The organism is Burkholderia sp. BCC0398 (assembly GCF_902833245.1).
GTDB classification, from domain to species: Bacteria; Pseudomonadota; Gammaproteobacteria; order Burkholderiales; family Burkholderiaceae; genus Burkholderia; species Burkholderia sola.
This window is the reverse complement of sequence record NZ_CADFEM010000026.1, coordinates 1-13,886: the sequence shown is the minus strand read 5'-3', so window position 1 is coordinate 13,886 and position 13,886 is coordinate 1. Positions and strand designations below refer to the sequence as shown.

Sequence of the window (13,886 nt, the reverse complement as noted above, 5' to 3'; positions counted from 1 at the left end):
CCTAGCAGTAACATGGTGTTACACCGATGCCGGCGACATAACACTTTTTGGCTCGACACACTTTCCGCCCGCTCATAAATTACTGCTGAAAGCCTTGGGTCGGCCGAAAGGAACCGACGGCGGGCGTCGATGGGCACGGAACGATGACGGAACGGGTGAAACGGAAGATCGGACGATGGGTGGCAGGCGTGCTCGGCGCGCTGCTGATGCCGCTCGCGCTGGCCCAGCCGCCCCATGGCGGTCACGGGTTCGGTGGCCACGGCTTCGGCGGCGGCGACATGCGCGCGTACGCTCGGCCGGCCGGCGGCCCCGGCGGCGGTCCGGTCTGGCGTCGCGTTGCGCCGCCTGCCGGCGTGCGTCCCGGCGGCGTGAGCGGCGCCGGCTCCCGCTGGGGGCTGCGCCCGACGCCGTCCTACGGCCATTACGCCGCGCAAAGCCCGTATCGGCCGATCAGCGCCGAGGTCCGCCAGATGCCGCGCCCGCCGGGCGGCGGCAACGTCCCGCTGCGGGCCGGCTCGATCCGCGCCGACGTCGCCCGCTACAACGAGGAGCGCGGCGGTCGCCCGATGCCGCCGCCCCGCTCGCAGGAAGAGCCTGCGCACTCGCCTTCTTTCTCCCCGTTCTACCGAAACTGAGCGCCCCCGCGCACGTCCCCTTGCCGGCTGATGCGAATTCGCCACAGTCGCGCGCAGATTTCCGCTGATTTTCCCGCCGCATTGCGCTATCTTTCGCGCCCGGTACGCGCATGCCGCGCCGCCGCCCGCCGGTGCGACCGCATTCGCGCCGGGCCGCCGCCGTGCATCCGGCCATGGATACATCCCGCGAAGTTAATGCCGGCGCTATACCCGCAATAAGTGTGCGCAATTTTGACCGGACGAATGATCCGTAAAGATGGCTGCGCCCCATACGACGCAAGCACGCGGCTCCAAACAACAACGCTCGCGCCACTTATCGACTATCCGACAAAACCTGGAGATCCCATGAAAGCATTCGCCCGTCGCGCGTCGCGCACGTCCGTCAAGCTGATCGCCGCAGCCGCCTGCGTGGCGGCCGCCGCACCCGTCCATGCGCAGTCGAGCGTCTCGCTCTACGGGCAGGTTGACGAATGGGTCGGCGCCACCAAGTTCCCGGGCGGCGATCGTGCGTGGAACGTGTCGGGCGGCGGGATGTCGACGTCGTACTGGGGCCTGCACGGCGCCGAGGATCTCGGCGACGGCTACAAGGCGATCTTCACGCTGGAGAGCTTCTTCCGCGCGCAGAACGGCCAGTACGGCCGCTTCCAGGGCGACACGTTCTTCGCGCGCAACGCGTACGTCGGCATCAGCTCGCCGTACGGCACGGTGACGGCAGGCCGCCTGACGACGCATCTGTTCCTGTCGACGATCCTGTTCAACCCGTTCTACGACTCGTACACCTTCTCGCCGATGGTGTACCACGTGTTCCTCGGCCTCGGCACGTTCCCGACCTATCCGAGCGACCAGGGCGCCGTCGGCGATTCGGGCTGGAACAACGCGGTGGGATACACGTCGCCTTCGTTCGGTGGGCTGAATTTCGGCGCGATGTACGCACTTGGCAACCAGGCCGGCGACAACCGCTCGAAGAAGTGGAGCGCGCAGTTCAACTACGCGAACGGCCCGTTCGCGGCGACCGCCGTGTATCAGTACGTGAACTTCAACAACGGCCCGCAGGACCTGAGCGCGCTCGTGACCGGCATGAATAGCCAGGGCATCGCGCTGGTCGGCGCGACCTACGACCTGAAGCTCGTGAAGCTGTTCGGCCAGTACATGTATACGAAGAACGACCAGGTCGCGGGCAGCTGGCACGTGAACACCGCGCAGGGCGGCGTGTCGGTGCCGATCGGCGTGGGCAACGCGATGGCGTCGTATGCATACTCGCGCGACGCGGGCGGCCTCGACCAGACGCGCCAGACCTGGGCCGTCGGCTACGACTATCCGCTGTCCAAGCGCACCGACGTCTACGCGGCCTACATGAACGACCACATCAGCGGCCTGTCGACCGGCAACACGTTCGGCGCAGGCATTCGCGCGAAATTCTGACGCACGCGCGCGACCGGTGCGCCGGCCGCGCGCGCGAATTGCGCGTGCCGGCTGCATGTTTTCCCGTCCGTCCTTTCCGGCCCGAAGCGGCGCCGCCACCCGCGGCGCCGTTTTGCCTTTCTTGACCTTTATGTCTGCCCGCCTTTGTTACCCTATCTCGTAATTGGTTGACTCCCCGGGATTGCGAGCTAGTTCGATGGATACCCTCGTCAGCATGAATGTGTTTCGCTACGTCGTCGAAGTGGGCAGCTTCGTCGGCGCGGCGGAGCGCATGCAGATGTCGGCGGCGATGGCGAGCAAGCACGTGATGCACCTCGAGCAGCAGCTCGGCGCGCGGTTGCTGCATCGCACGACACGACGCGTCGCGCCGACCGAGGCGGGACGCGAATACTATGAGCGCCTCGTGCAGGCGCTGTCCGAACTCGACGAAGCCGGCCAGGCCGTCGGCGCCGCGAGCGTGGTGCCGCAAGGCAGGCTGCGCGTGACGTCGCTGTCCGCGTTCGGGCTGCGGCACGTGATGCAGGCCGTCACCGATTATGCGGGCCGGTTCCCCGACGTGACCGTCGACATGACGCTGTCCGATCGCGTGGTCGACCTGATCGAGGAAGGCTATGACGTCGCGGTGCGCGCGGCGCCGAACGGATTGAAATCGTCGTCGCTGGTCGCACGCCAGATCGCGACCGCGCACATCCTGCTGGTCGCGTCGCCCGAGTATCTCGACAAGCGCGGCACGCCGCAGACGATCGCCGATCTCGCGAACCACAACTACCTGCGGCGCGATTCGAATTCGACGATGCTCGATTCGCTGGTGATCGACGCGGCCGCCGCGTCGCGCGTGAGCCTGAACGGCAACCTGATCGTGAACCATCTCGAAGGGCTGCGCGCGGCCGTGCTCGCCGGCGCGGGCATCGCGCTGCTCGGCACCGAAGTGGTCGGCGACGACATCGAATCGGGCCGGCTCGTGCCGGTGCTGCTCGATTCGGTGCCGCCGCACGAGGCACCGATCTATGCGGTGTACGCGAGCCGTCGCCACGTGTCCGCGAAGGTGCGCTCTTTCGTCGATTTCCTGGCCGCGCGTTTCGAAGGGCAGTCGTTGTGCCCGTCGATCGAATCGCACCTGCGCGTGCTGCCGATCACGCGGATGAAGCGCGCGGTCTGAGCCGCGTCGTCCGCCGCGGCGGGGCAATGAAAAAGCGCGAACCGGTTGCCGGTTCGCGCTTTTCGTTTGGCTCGACGACGCTCGCGTCGAGGGCGGCCGCGACGGCCGCCGCATCCGTCAGCGCGGGATGCCGAGCCGCGCCTTCGCGTCGTCGTACTCGCGCTTGAGCCGCTCGACGAGCGCGCCCACGCTCGGCAGGTCGTCCATCAGGCCGACGCCCTGGCCGGCGCCCCAGATGTCCTTCCACGCCTTCGTCTTGTCGCTGCCGAAATTCATCTTGGTCTTGTCCGATTCCGGCAGCGCGTCCGGATCGAGGCCGGCCTTCTCGATGCTCTCGCGGATGTAGTTGCCGTGCACGCCCGTGAAGAGGTTCGTGTAGATGATGTCCGACGATTTCGCGTTCAGGATCGCGTGCTTGTAGTCGTCGATCGCGTGCGCTTCCTGCGTCGCGATGAAACGCGTGCCCATGTACGCGAAGTCCGCGCCCATCGCCTGCGCGGCGAGGATCGAGCCGCCGTTCGCGATCGAGCCGGACAGCACGATCGGGCCGTCGAAGATCTTGCGGACTTCGCCGACCAGCGCGAACGGCGACGTCGTGCCCGCGTGGCCGCCGGCGCCGGCCGCGACGAGGATCAGCCCGTCGACGCCCGCTTCGAGCGCCTTCTGCGCGTGGCGCAGGTTGATCACGTCGTGCAGCACGATGCCGCCGTAGCCGTGCACCGCGTCGACGATCTCGCGCGCCGGCGCGCGCAGGCTCGTGATGAAGATCGGCACCTTGTGCTCGACGCACACGCGCACGTCGTGCTCGAGCCGCGCGTTCGACTGGTGGACGATCTGGTTGACCGCGATCGGGCCGATCACCGCATCGGGATGTTTCGCCTTGTGGTCGGCGAGTTCCGCCTGGATCTGCGTGAGCCACTCGTCCAGTCGTTCGGCCGGACGCGCATTGAGCGCGGGGAACGAACCGACGATGCCCGCCTTGCATTGCGCTAGCACGAGTTCGGGGTAGCTGACGATGAACATCGGCGACGCGATGACGGGCAGCGTCAGGTTTTGCAGGACGGTGGGCAATGCCATGTGATGTCTCCAGTCTCCGGGGGCGTTGCGGTCGGACGATGATTCGAGTGTAGCGGCGGAACGCGTTCGTTCATATTAATACGAACGGTCGTGCGATTCTACGCGAGCTTAACAAACTCCGCGGTGTGCCGGCAATCGAGTGAGTGTTCTCTTTCTACGCTTTCGCGTGCTTACGCCGCTGTGAAGATGCGCCGGCGCTCATAAAATAGCCGCCATAACAAACCAACGAGAAACAAACCATGTCGTTTGAGGCGTTTGCACCGTTTCGCGTGACGGTGCAGGACACCGACATTTTCGGTGTCAAAGGAGGCGCGGGTCCGCCGCTGTTGTTGCTGCACGGCCATCCGCAGACCCACATGATCTGGCATCGCGTCGCCGCGACGCTCGCGAATCACTTCACGGTGATCGCCACCGACCTGCGCGGCTACGGCGCATCGGGCCGGCCGCCGAGCGACGCGCGGCACGCGCCGTATTCGAAACGCGCGATGGCGGCGGACCAGGTCGCCGTGATGCGGCATTTCGGCTTCGCGCAGTTCCACGTGTGCGCGCACGATCGCGGCGCGCGGGTCGCGCACCGGCTCGCGCTCGATCACGCGGAGGCCGTCGAGCGGATGATGCTGCTCGACATCGCGCCGACGCTCGCGATGTACGAGAAAACCGATCGCGCGTTCGCGACCGCGTATTTCCACTGGTTCTTCCTGATCCAGCCCGAGCCGCTGCCCGAGACGCTGATCGGCGCGCACACCGATGCGTACGTCGAGCGCGTGATGGGCAACCGGTCGGCCGGGCTGGCGCCATTCGCGCCCGAGGCGCTCGACGCGTACCGGGCGGCGCTCGCGCAGCCCGGCGCCGTGCATGCGATGTGCGAGGACTATCGCGCATCGGCGACGATCGATCTCGAGCACGATCGTGCGGACCTCGAACGCGGCAACAAGATCGCGTGCCCGCTGCGCGTGCTGTGGGGCGAGCACGGCGTCGTCGGCCGCTGCTTCGATCCGCTCGACGAGTGGCGTCGCGTCGCGCGCGACGTCAGCGGCCGCGCGCTCGACTGCGGGCACTACATTCCGGAAGAGGCGCCCGTCGCGCTGATCGACGAACTGCTCGCGTTCTTCGACGCGCGGGACGCGGCCGCGTGACGGCCTGGGCGGCGCGCGCCGCCGGCGGCCCGATGGTGCGCGCCGCGGCTCAGCGGTGCGCGTGGTCGTCCTCGACGAGCGGCGGCAGGCGGCGCGGCACGGGCGTCGATTTCACGATCGCGGTGCTCGTCTCCGCGCGCTCCGTCACCTTCGACAGGATGTCGTCGAGGTGCTCGATCGTGCGCAGGTAGAGCCGGCAGATGAAGCAGTCGTCGCCGGTCACCTTGTCGCATTCGACGAATTCGGGAATCCGCCGCAGCAATTCCTCGACCAGATGCAGTTGGCCCGGCAGCGGCTTCACGCGGACGATCGCCTGCAGCGTGTAGCCGAGCGCACGCGGGTCGAGCTCGACGGTGAACGCAGCGATCACGCCTTGCGCTTCCAGCCGGCGCACGCGGTCGGCCGTCGCGGGCGCCGACAGCCCGATCTGCCGCGCGAGTTCGCTGGTCGCGATGCGGGCGTCGTCGGCCAGCGCGGCGACGATTGCACGGTCGGTCGCGTCGAGCGACGCGACGGCGGGCGGGGAAAGGCGTTTCGGCATGATCGCTTTGCTTTCGAAGGTCAATCGGCTGATTCGCTTCAGTTTAGCCGTGGTTTCAGCGAAAGCAAGTTTCTAGAATCGAACTCATCCAAGCTCTTCAACGGAGTTCCTGATGGCCTCGAATGAAATTCGCCGCGGCGCCGCCGAGATGATCGTCGCGATGCTGATGTCCGGCACGATCGGCTGGCTCGTGATGTCGTCGCAGCAGCCGCTGACCAATGTCGTGTTCTTCCGCTGCGTGTTCGGCACGGCGACGCTCGCGATCGTCTGTGCGGCGTTCGGCTTCCTGCGCCGCTCGCTGTTCTCGCCGCGGATGCTCGTGCTCACGACGCTCGGCAGCCTCGCGATCGTCGCGAACTGGCTGCTGCTGTTCGCCGCGTATTCGCGCGCGTCGATCTCGATGGCGACCGCCGTCTACAACACGCAGCCGTTCATGCTCGTCGCGCTCGGCGCCATCGTGTTCCGCGAGCGGATCACCGCGTCGACGCTCGCGTGGCTCGCGCTCGCATTCGCCGGGCTCGTATTCGTGGTGCGCGTCGAACCGGCCGTGCTCGCGGTGCCCGGCGAATACCTGGAAGGGGTCGCGCTGTCGCTCGGCGCGGCGTTCCTGTACGCGATCTCGTCGATCATCACGAAGCACCTGAAGGGCACGCCGCCGCATCTGCTCGCGCTGCTGCAGGTCGGCCTCGGCATCCTGCTGCTCGCGCCGTTCGCGCACTTCGACACGTTGCCGGCGACGGCCGGGCAATGGGCCGACCTGATCGTGCTCGGCATCGTCAACACGGGGCTGATGTACGTGCTGCTGTACGGCGCGGTCCAGAAGCTGCCGACCGCGATGACGGGCGCGCTGTCGTTCGTCTATCCGGTCGTCGCGATCGCCGTCGATCGCATCGCGTTCGGGCAGACGCTCGCGTGGACGCAGGTATTCGGCGCGCTCTTGATCCTGCTCGCGGCGGCCGGCGTGAACCTCGGCTGGCGCATCGTGCCGGCCCGTCGCACGGCGGTCGGCAACTGAAACGGTCAGAGGATTCGGCGCGGCGGCGCGCTCACGCCGCGGCGCGTCGAATGCGCGTGTCGCGAGTGAAGCTTGCCTGCGGAATGACGTCGCGCGGACGCCGCGCGCGGGCGCGAAAAGCGCTGTAGGAAGTTGTAGGGAAACACCCGATGCGATGCGGTCGCGTCGCTCGTATGATGCGGGCTGTGACGTTGATCACGTTCACAGGATTCCGATCTCGATGCCGTTCGCCCGTGAGGCTGAACGGCTTTTTTTTATGTCTCGCTGCCCGCGATCAGCCGCCGCCGCGCGTCGAGCCGCGCAAGCAGCGCGCGCCGCGCGTCGTCGTCCGACGTACGCCATCCCTTGATCTCGCCGCGCGTGCGCAGGCAGCCCGCGCACCAGTCGGTGCGCGGATCGATCCGGCAGACGTCGGTGCACGGCGACGCGACCGTGGCGACCGGCATCGTCACGTCGCTCATGCGGGCTCCCGCAACGCGACGTCCGCGACCGGCGCGCCCGTCAGCGACACGAGTTCGTGCGGCGACAGGTTGAACACCGCGTGCGGATGGCCGGCAGCGGCCCACAGGCTGTCGAGCGCGAGCAGGTCGGCGTCGATCAGCGTGACGGGTTCGACCAGATGGCCGATCGGGCAGACGCCGCCGATCGCATAGCCGGTGTTGTCGCGCACGAACTTCGCGTCCGCGCGGCCGACCGGGCCGACCTGCGCGGCGACCTTCTTTTCATCGACGCGGTTCACGCCGCTCGCGACGACCAGCACGGGCGCGCCGTCGGCCTGCCGGCGAAACAGGATCGACTTCGCGATCTGCGCGACCGAGCAGCCGAGCCCGGCCGCGGCCTCGGCCGACGTCTTGCCGGTTTCGGCGAGCATCACGATGCCTTTCGCATGGCCGCGCTCGCGCAGCAGCAGCGCGACGCGTCGCGCGGAATCGGGGAGGGAATCGAATGAAGCGGGTGTCGTCATGGGGAGGCGTCCGTGGGAGGGCGTGATCAGACGCAGTTCGCGGCGTCGGCCGCGCCCTGCGCCCTGGCAAGCAGTGCACGACCGGCGCGCGACACGTTCGCGCGGCCGATCGCGTTCGAGATGAAGTCGCCGGCCGCGACGACCTGCGCGAGATCGATGCCGGTCTCGATGCCGAGGCCTTGCATCAGGTACAGCACGTCCTCGGTCGCGACGTTGCCGGTCGCGCCCTTCGCGTACGGGCAGCCGCCGAGGCCCGCGACCGACGCGTGGAAGATCTCGATCCCTTCGAACAGCGCCGCGTAGATGTTCGCGAGCGCCTGGCCGTAGGTGTCGTGGAAATGGCCCGACAGCCGTTCACGCGGGAACACGCGCGTGACCGCGGAGAGCACCTCCCGCGTGCGCTTCGGCGTGCCGACGCCGATCGTGTCGGCGATGTCGATCTCGTCGCAGCCGAGCGCGGCGAAGCGTTCGACGACGTCGACGACCGACGCGACCGGCACCTCGCCTTGATACGGGCAGCCGAGCGAGCACGACACGCTGCCGCGCAGTCGCAGACCCGCGTCCTTCGCGGCCTTCGCGACGGGCTCGAAGCGCGCGATGCTCTCGGCGATGCTGCAGTTGATGTTCCGCTGCGAGAACGCTTCGCTCGCCGCGCCGAAGATCACGACCTCGTCGGCGCGCGCGGCGACCGCGTTCTCGAAACCCTTCAGGTTCGGCGTGAGCACCGAGTACACGGTGCCCGCGCGGCGCTCGATGCCGGCCATCACGTCGGCGCCGTCGGCCATCTGCGGCACCCATTTCGGCGACACGAACGATGCGGCCTCGACGTTGCGGAAGCCGGCGCGCGACAGCCGGTCGACGAGTGCGATCTTCACGTCGGTCGGCACGAAGGTCTTCTCGTTCTGCAGGCCGTCGCGCGGGCCGACTTCGACGATCTTGACGGCGGTGGGGAACGTCATGGTTGTCTCCGGTTTCGTGTAGGGCGGAATTCAGTAGCCGCGTGCGTAGTCGACGATCCCGCTGACGGGCGCGCCGCGCTCGAACGCGCGGATCTTGCCGGCGATCTGCTCGACGGCTTCCGCGCGCAGCGTCTCGGCCGAGCTGTGCGGCGTGATCGTGATGCGCGGCGCGCGCCAGAACGGATGGTCGTCAGGCAGCGGCTCGTGCTGGAACACGTCGAGCGTGGCCGCGGCGACCTGGCCGCTCGCGAGCGCGTCGAGCAGGTCGGCTTCGACGAGATGCGCGCCGCGCGCGACGTTGACGACGTACGCGCCGCGCGCGAGCCGCGCGAACGCGCGCGCCGACAGGATGCCGTCGGTGTCGCGCGTGCTCGGCAGCAGGTTGACGAGCATCTTCGCGCCGTCGATGCACGCGTCGAACGCGCCGTCGCCGGCGAAGGTCGCGATGCCGTCGAGCTGCTTCGCACTGCGGCTGTAGCCGCGCACCGGCAGGCCGAGCGCGGCGAGCGCGCGGGCGACCTCGGCGCCGAGCACGCCGAGGCCGAGGACCGCGACGGTGAAGCTCGCGCGCGCATGCGGTTCGAGCGGCTGCCAGCGGCGTTCGCGCTGTTGCAGGTCGTATTCGTCGAAGCGGCGCAGGTAGCGCAGCACCGCGTGCGTCACGTATTCGACCATCTGCTGCGCCATGCCCGAATCCTCGAGCCGCACCAGCGGCACGTGTGCGGGCAGCGTGCCCGGATGCGCGCGGTCGAGCGCGAGCAGCGCATCGACGCCCGCGCCGAGGTTGAAGATCGCGCGCAGGCCGTCGCGCGGCGCGAAGAACTCGCGCGGTGCGCGCCACACGAGCGCGTAGTCGGCGGCGGCCGTATCGCCCGGCTGCCACGCGCGCAGTTCGGCTTCCGGCAGCGCCCGCGCGATCTCGTCGCGCCATGCGCCGGCTTCCTGATGCGGTGAATGGAACAGGATCTTCATTGCGTGACGGCGCGCGCGCCGGCGAGGCGCGTCACGGGAACGGCGAGCGAAGCCGGGCGCGGCGCGCCGGCGGACGTAGCGGACATTGGACGACTCCTGACGAACGGCCCGGCGCGTCGGCGCGGGGACCGGTTCCGTGTGACGCTGACGGGAAGCCCACATTCTACGGTTTCGCCGCACATTGCGCCGTCGGTGCGGGCCATGCGGCCCATGCGGCTGGCTTGGGCCGCCGTCGCGCAGTCGCCGGGCCGCCGCCGGTCACCGCGCCGCGCAAAAGCAAAGCACAAAATATTGGTTCGGCTGCCGCGTACGCGACGCCACAATCGAACCTCGTCTTCAAGCAAGCGAGGGCAATCATGCGCGCATGCAGCAAATCGGCGTGGCCGCCGCGGCTCGTCACCGTCCCGGGCCTGCACGGCAGCGAAGGCGCCCACTGGCAGACCTGGCTCGAGCGGCAGTTCCCGCGCGCGTTGCGGGTCGAGCAGCACGACTGGGATGCGCCCGATCTCGCCGGCTGGGCGCAATCGGTGCGCGCGCTGCTCGATCGCGAGCGCGGCCCGTTCGTGCTCGCCGCGCACAGCTTCGGCTGCCTCGCGACCGCGCATGCGCTCGCGCAGTGGCCGCACGTCGGCGATGTCGCGGGCGTGCTGTTCGTCGCGCCGGCGAGCCCGAAGAAATTCACGTTTGCCGGGCCGTTCGACGCACGCCGGCTCGCGGTGCCGTCGATCGTGATCGGCAGCGAGACCGATCCGTGGATGCCGCTCGGCGATGCGCGCACGCTCGCGCAGCGCCTGGGTAGCGCGTTCGTGAACCTCGGCGATGCCGGGCACATCAACACGGCGGCCGGCTACGGGCCGTGGCCGCGCGCGAAATACTTCATCGACACGCTGGTGCATTGCGCGGCGCCGCTGCGTTTTCGCGACGCGGACGACGGCTTCGAGGCCGCGCTCGTCGATCGCGCGCTCGCGCACGCGGTCTGACGGGCCGGTTGCGCGGCGCATGCCGCGCGGTGGCTGTCGCGGTAGGGCGGGCCGTCGCGCTTGCAATGCGCAGGCGGGCCTCATGGCCCTGACGGCCGCGGCCGGGTCCGAATCGCTCGGCCGGCCGTACCCGACGTGGCCCGCGAAGCGGCGCGACACCGTGCCGTTCGCGCCGTCGCCGACCGTTACGTCATGTCAGTGGCGGCTCGACGCGCGCGCCCACTGCGCTGCCTGAACAGTACCGACTCCTATCACGTGGCAGCGGGATCAGCCCGGCGACGACGCGGCGGCGCTTGAAGCGGCTGCGTTCGCAGTGGGCTTCGCATCGTCGTCGTCATCGGGCGGGTAATGCACGACGGGCGGCGCGAGCGGCGCGGCCTCGGATGCGACGGTATTCGCGGTCGCGTCGCTGTTGAACGCGCTGGCGGCGCCGCTCGATGCGCCGGCCTGCGGCACGGTGTCGGTCGCGTGGGCGTCGTGCGGTGCGTCGTCGCTGCACGCGGCGACGAACACGGCGGTACACAGAACGACGGCGACGGAAACGCGACGCATGACTTCTCTCCTGGCAGGCTGATCGGGAAACGTTTTCGAGTATGCGGCCGCGATGCGACGTTTCGGTGAATCGTTTGCGATTCCGGCGCGATCGCGAAATGGTTTCGTCCGGCTGACCGAATGCCGTCGCGGCGATCCACCGGCACGCATGGCGGAATTTTCCAGCAGAGGCGGATGCTGCGCGCATTTACACGGCGCGCCACGCCGCGACCCGGCCACGGCGACGCGGGCGCCATGCGCGGCATCGCAAACGCGATCGGCAACTTGCGACCGATGCGCGGCCGGCCGCGCCCAAAAATCGGGCGTTATTGCCGCTTCGTCAGCGAACGGCCAGCCGTGCGCCAGCGTGGCGTCATGGAAGCGTTCTCACCGCCAACTCGGTCCGTCTGCCGCCCGGTGCGCGCCGCGCACGATGGCCGGCGCTGCACCTGTATGCGGCCCCCCCGCAGTTTCGCGGCACCCGAATTGCTCGTTGCCGATGCGCGTGCCGACCGCGCTGCCATCCGGGCACGCGGCGCACACCCGCGTCCATCAACCACGGAGCGAGCAGAAGCCATGTCCAGCGATCGATCCGATTCCCCGTCCGCCGAACCGGCGCGCGACGCTGCCCCGTCGCCGCTCGGGCCCGGCCGTTCAGCGCCGCTGCCATTGGCGCACGATACGCCGTCCAGCGCCGCGCGGCGCCGTTTCCTGCAATCCGCGGCGGCTGCCGCGACCGTCAGCGCCGCATCGCACGTTCATCCGCAGTCGCCGCACGCGGCGTCCACGCCGGCCGCGCCCCGCCGCGATACGGTGCCGGCGCGGCCCGTGCATCTCGACATCAACGGGCGCGCATACACGCTGCAGCTCGAACCGCGCGTCACGCTGCTCGACGCACTGCGCGAATACGCGGGCCTCACGGGTACGAAGAAGGGCTGCGATCGCGGGCAGTGCGGCGCGTGCACGGTGCTCGTCGACGGCCGGCGCATCAACGCGTGCCTGACGCTCGTGGTGATGCACCAGGGCGAGCGGATCACGACCGTCGAAGGGCTGGCGCGCGGCGGCGTGTTGAGCCCGGTGCAGCGTGCGTTCGTCGAATGCGATGCGTTCCAGTGCGGCTACTGCACGTCCGGCCAGCTCTGCTCGGCGACCGCGCTGCTCGACGAGTTCGCGGCGGGGGCCGGGAGCGCCGCCACGGATGACGTGCGGCGCCGTCCCGCGCAGCTGTCGGACGACGAGATCCGCGAGCGCATGAGCGGCAACCTGTGCCGCTGCGGCGCGTACCCGAACATCGTCGCCGCCGTGCGCGCCGCGCATGCGGCGCACGGCTAGTGTCCTGTTCCGCTGATTCGCGAGCAAAGTCGATGCAGCTTTTCGAGGATCGAATCGGCTGACGCGGTCCAGACGAAGGGTTTGCAGTTTTCGTTGTAGTGGGAGACGAATTGATCGATTCGCTTGACCAGTTGTTTGACCGAGCCGAACGAGCCTCTACGGATCGCTTTGTCGGTGATCAGCGCAAAGAAGCGTTCGACCTGGTTGAGCCACGAACTGTAGGTGGGAATGAAATGCATATGCCAGCGGGGGCGTGCCGCCAGCCACGCCTTGACCTTCGGATGCTTGTGACTGCCGTAGTTGTCGACGATGCAGTGCACGTCGAGTTCGGCTGGCACGGCCTTGTCGATTTCGCGCAGAAACGACAGGAATTCCTGATGTCGATGACGCGGCTTGCAGGTAGCGAGCACGGCGCCATTGAGCACATTCAGGGCGGCAAACAGCGTCGTGGTGCCATGACGGACGTAATCGTGAGTGACGCCTTCAACGTAGCCGAAACCCATCGGCAGCATGGGTTGCGTGCGCTCGAGCGCCTGACATTGGCTCTTCTCGTCCACGCACAGCACCAGAGCGTTCTCCGGCGGACTGAGGTACAAGCCGACCACATCGCGCAGTTTCTCGATGAAGAACTGATCGGTCGAGAGCTTGAAGCTTTCACTTCGGTGCGGCTGCAGACCCAGCAGTTTGAAGTAGCGGTGCACGCTCGTCGGCGAGATGGCGGTTTCGGCGGCAATCGTGCGCACGCTCCAGTGAGTGGATCCATCTGCCGGCTTCGTGTGCAGGGTCTTGTGAATCAGTTGGGCCAGCCGTTCGTCGTCGATGGTGCGTGGCTTGCCGGGACGTACTTCGTCGTAGAGTCCGTTGATTCGCTGCTCCAGAAACCGCAGACGCCACTTGCCCACCGTGGTACGTGTGAGTTGCAGGCGTTGCGCGATCGCGCTGTTGGGCTCGCCGTCAGCCGCCGCCAGCACGATGCGCGCCCGCGAGACCAGCGCAGCCGAAATCGAGCGAGAACGCGCTATCGATGTCAGTTGCGAACGCTCGTCTTCGCTCAGCACCAGTTCCGCCTTCGGTCGTCCCATCGCCATGCTGACGTCTCCCGTTCCGTTGACGTCAACATGCTACGTGAACATAGACCGGTTAACAACGGAACAGGACACTAG

16 protein-coding genes are annotated in these 13,886 nt (G+C 68.3%); 8 read left to right on the top strand and 8 right to left on the bottom strand.

Annotated features, from left to right (window positions below):
• Positions 1 to 143: 143 nt before the first annotated feature.
• The 3 genes from HWX76_RS34675 (at position 144) to HWX76_RS34665 (ending at position 3,216) form a co-directional block, all read left to right on the top strand.
• A complete protein-coding gene (locus HWX76_RS34675) occupies positions 144 to 635 on the top strand; it encodes a peptide-binding protein (RefSeq protein ID WP_124557608.1) in 492 nt (163 codons plus the stop codon).
• A 345-nt stretch (positions 636 to 980) separates the two neighbouring features.
• A complete protein-coding gene (locus HWX76_RS34670; RefSeq protein ID WP_176017033.1) occupies positions 981 to 2,057 on the top strand; it encodes a porin in 1,077 nt (358 codons plus the stop codon).
• Positions 2,058 to 2,253: 196 nt separating this feature from the next.
• Positions 2,254 to 3,216, top strand: coding sequence for a LysR family transcriptional regulator (locus HWX76_RS34665; RefSeq protein WP_050014309.1), 963 nt, complete (start codon positions 2,254 to 2,256; stop codon positions 3,214 to 3,216).
• Positions 3,217 to 3,333: 117 nt separating this feature from the next.
• Here the strand turns inward: HWX76_RS34665 and HWX76_RS34660 are convergent, their stop codons facing one another.
• Positions 3,334 to 4,293, bottom strand: a complete 960-nt coding sequence (locus tag HWX76_RS34660; protein ID WP_050014310.1) for a nitronate monooxygenase family protein — start codon at positions 4,291 to 4,293, stop codon at positions 3,334 to 3,336.
• Between the two features lie 239 nt (positions 4,294 to 4,532).
• Here HWX76_RS34660 and HWX76_RS34655 point away from each other — a divergent pair, with 239 nt between their 5' ends.
• On the top strand, positions 4,533 to 5,429 hold the full coding sequence (locus HWX76_RS34655; RefSeq protein ID WP_050014311.1) for an alpha/beta hydrolase: 897 nt from the start codon (positions 4,533 to 4,535) through the stop codon (positions 5,427 to 5,429).
• A 49-nt stretch (positions 5,430 to 5,478) separates the two neighbouring features.
• Here the strand turns inward: HWX76_RS34655 and HWX76_RS34650 are convergent, their stop codons facing one another.
• Positions 5,479 to 5,970 carry an Lrp/AsnC family transcriptional regulator gene (locus tag HWX76_RS34650; protein ID WP_050014344.1) on the bottom strand — a complete coding sequence of 164 codons (492 nt, stop codon included), beginning with the start codon at positions 5,968 to 5,970 and terminating at the stop codon, positions 5,479 to 5,481.
• 112 nt (positions 5,971 to 6,082) lie between these two features.
• Between HWX76_RS34650 and HWX76_RS34645 the strand changes: the two genes are divergently transcribed.
• Complete coding sequence (locus HWX76_RS34645; RefSeq protein WP_176017032.1) at positions 6,083 to 6,985, top strand: DMT family transporter; 903 nt, start codon at positions 6,083 to 6,085, stop codon at positions 6,983 to 6,985.
• Positions 6,986 to 7,239: 254 nt separating this feature from the next.
• Here HWX76_RS34645 and HWX76_RS34640 read toward each other — a convergent pair whose 3' ends face one another.
• The 4 genes from HWX76_RS34640 to HWX76_RS34625 are packed head-to-tail and all read right to left on the bottom strand — an operon-like array spanning position 7,240 to position 9,880.
• Positions 7,240 to 7,446, bottom strand: a complete 207-nt coding sequence (locus HWX76_RS34640; RefSeq protein ID WP_006488644.1) for a DUF1289 domain-containing protein — start codon at positions 7,444 to 7,446, stop codon at positions 7,240 to 7,242.
• Positions 7,443 to 7,949 (bottom strand): YbaK/EbsC family protein, encoded by a 507-nt coding sequence (locus HWX76_RS34635; protein WP_089488878.1) that lies wholly within the window; start codon positions 7,947 to 7,949, stop codon positions 7,443 to 7,445. The genes HWX76_RS34640 and HWX76_RS34635 overlap by 4 nt, the downstream gene beginning before the upstream one ends.
• Before the next feature lie 26 nt (positions 7,950 to 7,975).
• The gene (locus HWX76_RS34630; RefSeq protein ID WP_089488877.1) at positions 7,976 to 8,908 is read right to left on the bottom strand and encodes a hydroxymethylglutaryl-CoA lyase; all 933 of its coding nucleotides are present in this window, start codon (positions 8,906 to 8,908) and stop codon (positions 7,976 to 7,978) included.
• 30 nt (positions 8,909 to 8,938) lie between these two features.
• Entirely contained in the window at positions 8,939 to 9,880 is a 942-nt protein-coding gene (locus tag HWX76_RS34625; RefSeq protein WP_176017031.1) for a glyoxylate/hydroxypyruvate reductase A, read from the bottom strand.
• A 356-nt stretch (positions 9,881 to 10,236) separates the two neighbouring features.
• Between HWX76_RS34625 and HWX76_RS34620 the strand changes: the two genes are divergently transcribed.
• Both HWX76_RS34620 and HWX76_RS34615 read left to right on the top strand, forming a co-directional pair.
• Positions 10,237 to 10,860 (top strand): alpha/beta hydrolase, encoded by a 624-nt coding sequence (locus tag HWX76_RS34620; RefSeq protein ID WP_124651937.1) that lies wholly within the window; start codon positions 10,237 to 10,239, stop codon positions 10,858 to 10,860.
• An 82-nt stretch (positions 10,861 to 10,942) separates the two neighbouring features.
• Positions 10,943 to 11,095 carry a hypothetical protein gene (locus HWX76_RS34615; protein ID WP_160300514.1) on the top strand — a complete coding sequence of 51 codons (153 nt, stop codon included), beginning with the start codon at positions 10,943 to 10,945 and terminating at the stop codon, positions 11,093 to 11,095.
• Positions 11,096 to 11,127: 32 nt separating this feature from the next.
• Here the strand turns inward: HWX76_RS34615 and HWX76_RS34610 are convergent, their stop codons facing one another.
• A complete protein-coding gene (locus tag HWX76_RS34610; RefSeq protein ID WP_176017030.1) occupies positions 11,128 to 11,412 on the bottom strand; it encodes a hypothetical protein in 285 nt (94 codons plus the stop codon).
• 555 nt (positions 11,413 to 11,967) lie between these two features.
• Here HWX76_RS34610 and HWX76_RS34605 point away from each other — a divergent pair.
• Complete coding sequence (locus tag HWX76_RS34605) at positions 11,968 to 12,723, top strand: 2Fe-2S iron-sulfur cluster-binding protein (RefSeq protein ID WP_124630945.1); 756 nt, start codon at positions 11,968 to 11,970, stop codon at positions 12,721 to 12,723.
• On the opposite strand, the gene HWX76_RS34600 is transcribed toward HWX76_RS34605, so the two are convergent.
• Positions 12,720 to 13,811, bottom strand: a complete 1,092-nt coding sequence (locus HWX76_RS34600) for an IS630 family transposase (RefSeq protein WP_176017029.1) — start codon at positions 13,809 to 13,811, stop codon at positions 12,720 to 12,722. The two genes, HWX76_RS34605 and HWX76_RS34600, sit on opposite strands and share 4 nt — an antisense overlap.
• Positions 13,812 to 13,886: the final 75 nt, after the last annotated feature.

Coding starts and splice junctions, on each gene's coding strand:
- HWX76_RS34645 (WP_176017032.1), top strand. CDS start 6,083: ATGGCCTCGAATGAAATTCGCCGCGGCGCCGCCGAGATGATCGTCGCG.
- HWX76_RS34605 (WP_124630945.1), top strand. CDS start 11,968: ATGTCCAGCGATCGATCCGATTCCCCGTCCGCCGAACCGGCGCGCGAC.
- HWX76_RS34655 (WP_050014311.1), top strand. CDS start 4,533: ATGTCGTTTGAGGCGTTTGCACCGTTTCGCGTGACGGTGCAGGACACC.
- HWX76_RS34675 (WP_124557608.1), top strand. CDS start 144: ATGACGGAACGGGTGAAACGGAAGATCGGACGATGGGTGGCAGGCGTG.
- HWX76_RS34610 (WP_176017030.1), bottom strand. CDS start 11,412: ATGCGTCGCGTTTCCGTCGCCGTCGTTCTGTGTACCGCCGTGTTCGTC.
- HWX76_RS34625 (WP_176017031.1), bottom strand. CDS start 9,880: ATGAAGATCCTGTTCCATTCACCGCATCAGGAAGCCGGCGCATGGCGC.
- HWX76_RS34665 (WP_050014309.1), top strand. CDS start 2,254: ATGGATACCCTCGTCAGCATGAATGTGTTTCGCTACGTCGTCGAAGTG.
- HWX76_RS34600 (WP_176017029.1), bottom strand. CDS start 13,811: ATGGCGATGGGACGACCGAAGGCGGAACTGGTGCTGAGCGAAGACGAG.
- HWX76_RS34635 (WP_089488878.1), bottom strand. CDS start 7,949: ATGACGACACCCGCTTCATTCGATTCCCTCCCCGATTCCGCGCGACGC.
- HWX76_RS34620 (WP_124651937.1), top strand. CDS start 10,237: ATGCGCGCATGCAGCAAATCGGCGTGGCCGCCGCGGCTCGTCACCGTC.
- HWX76_RS34640 (WP_006488644.1), bottom strand. CDS start 7,446: ATGAGCGACGTGACGATGCCGGTCGCCACGGTCGCGTCGCCGTGCACC.
- HWX76_RS34670 (WP_176017033.1), top strand. CDS start 981: ATGAAAGCATTCGCCCGTCGCGCGTCGCGCACGTCCGTCAAGCTGATC.
- HWX76_RS34660 (WP_050014310.1), bottom strand. CDS start 4,293: ATGGCATTGCCCACCGTCCTGCAAAACCTGACGCTGCCCGTCATCGCG.
- HWX76_RS34615 (WP_160300514.1), top strand. CDS start 10,943: ATGGCCCTGACGGCCGCGGCCGGGTCCGAATCGCTCGGCCGGCCGTAC.
- HWX76_RS34630 (WP_089488877.1), bottom strand. CDS start 8,908: ATGACGTTCCCCACCGCCGTCAAGATCGTCGAAGTCGGCCCGCGCGAC.
- HWX76_RS34650 (WP_050014344.1), bottom strand. CDS start 5,970: ATGCCGAAACGCCTTTCCCCGCCCGCCGTCGCGTCGCTCGACGCGACC.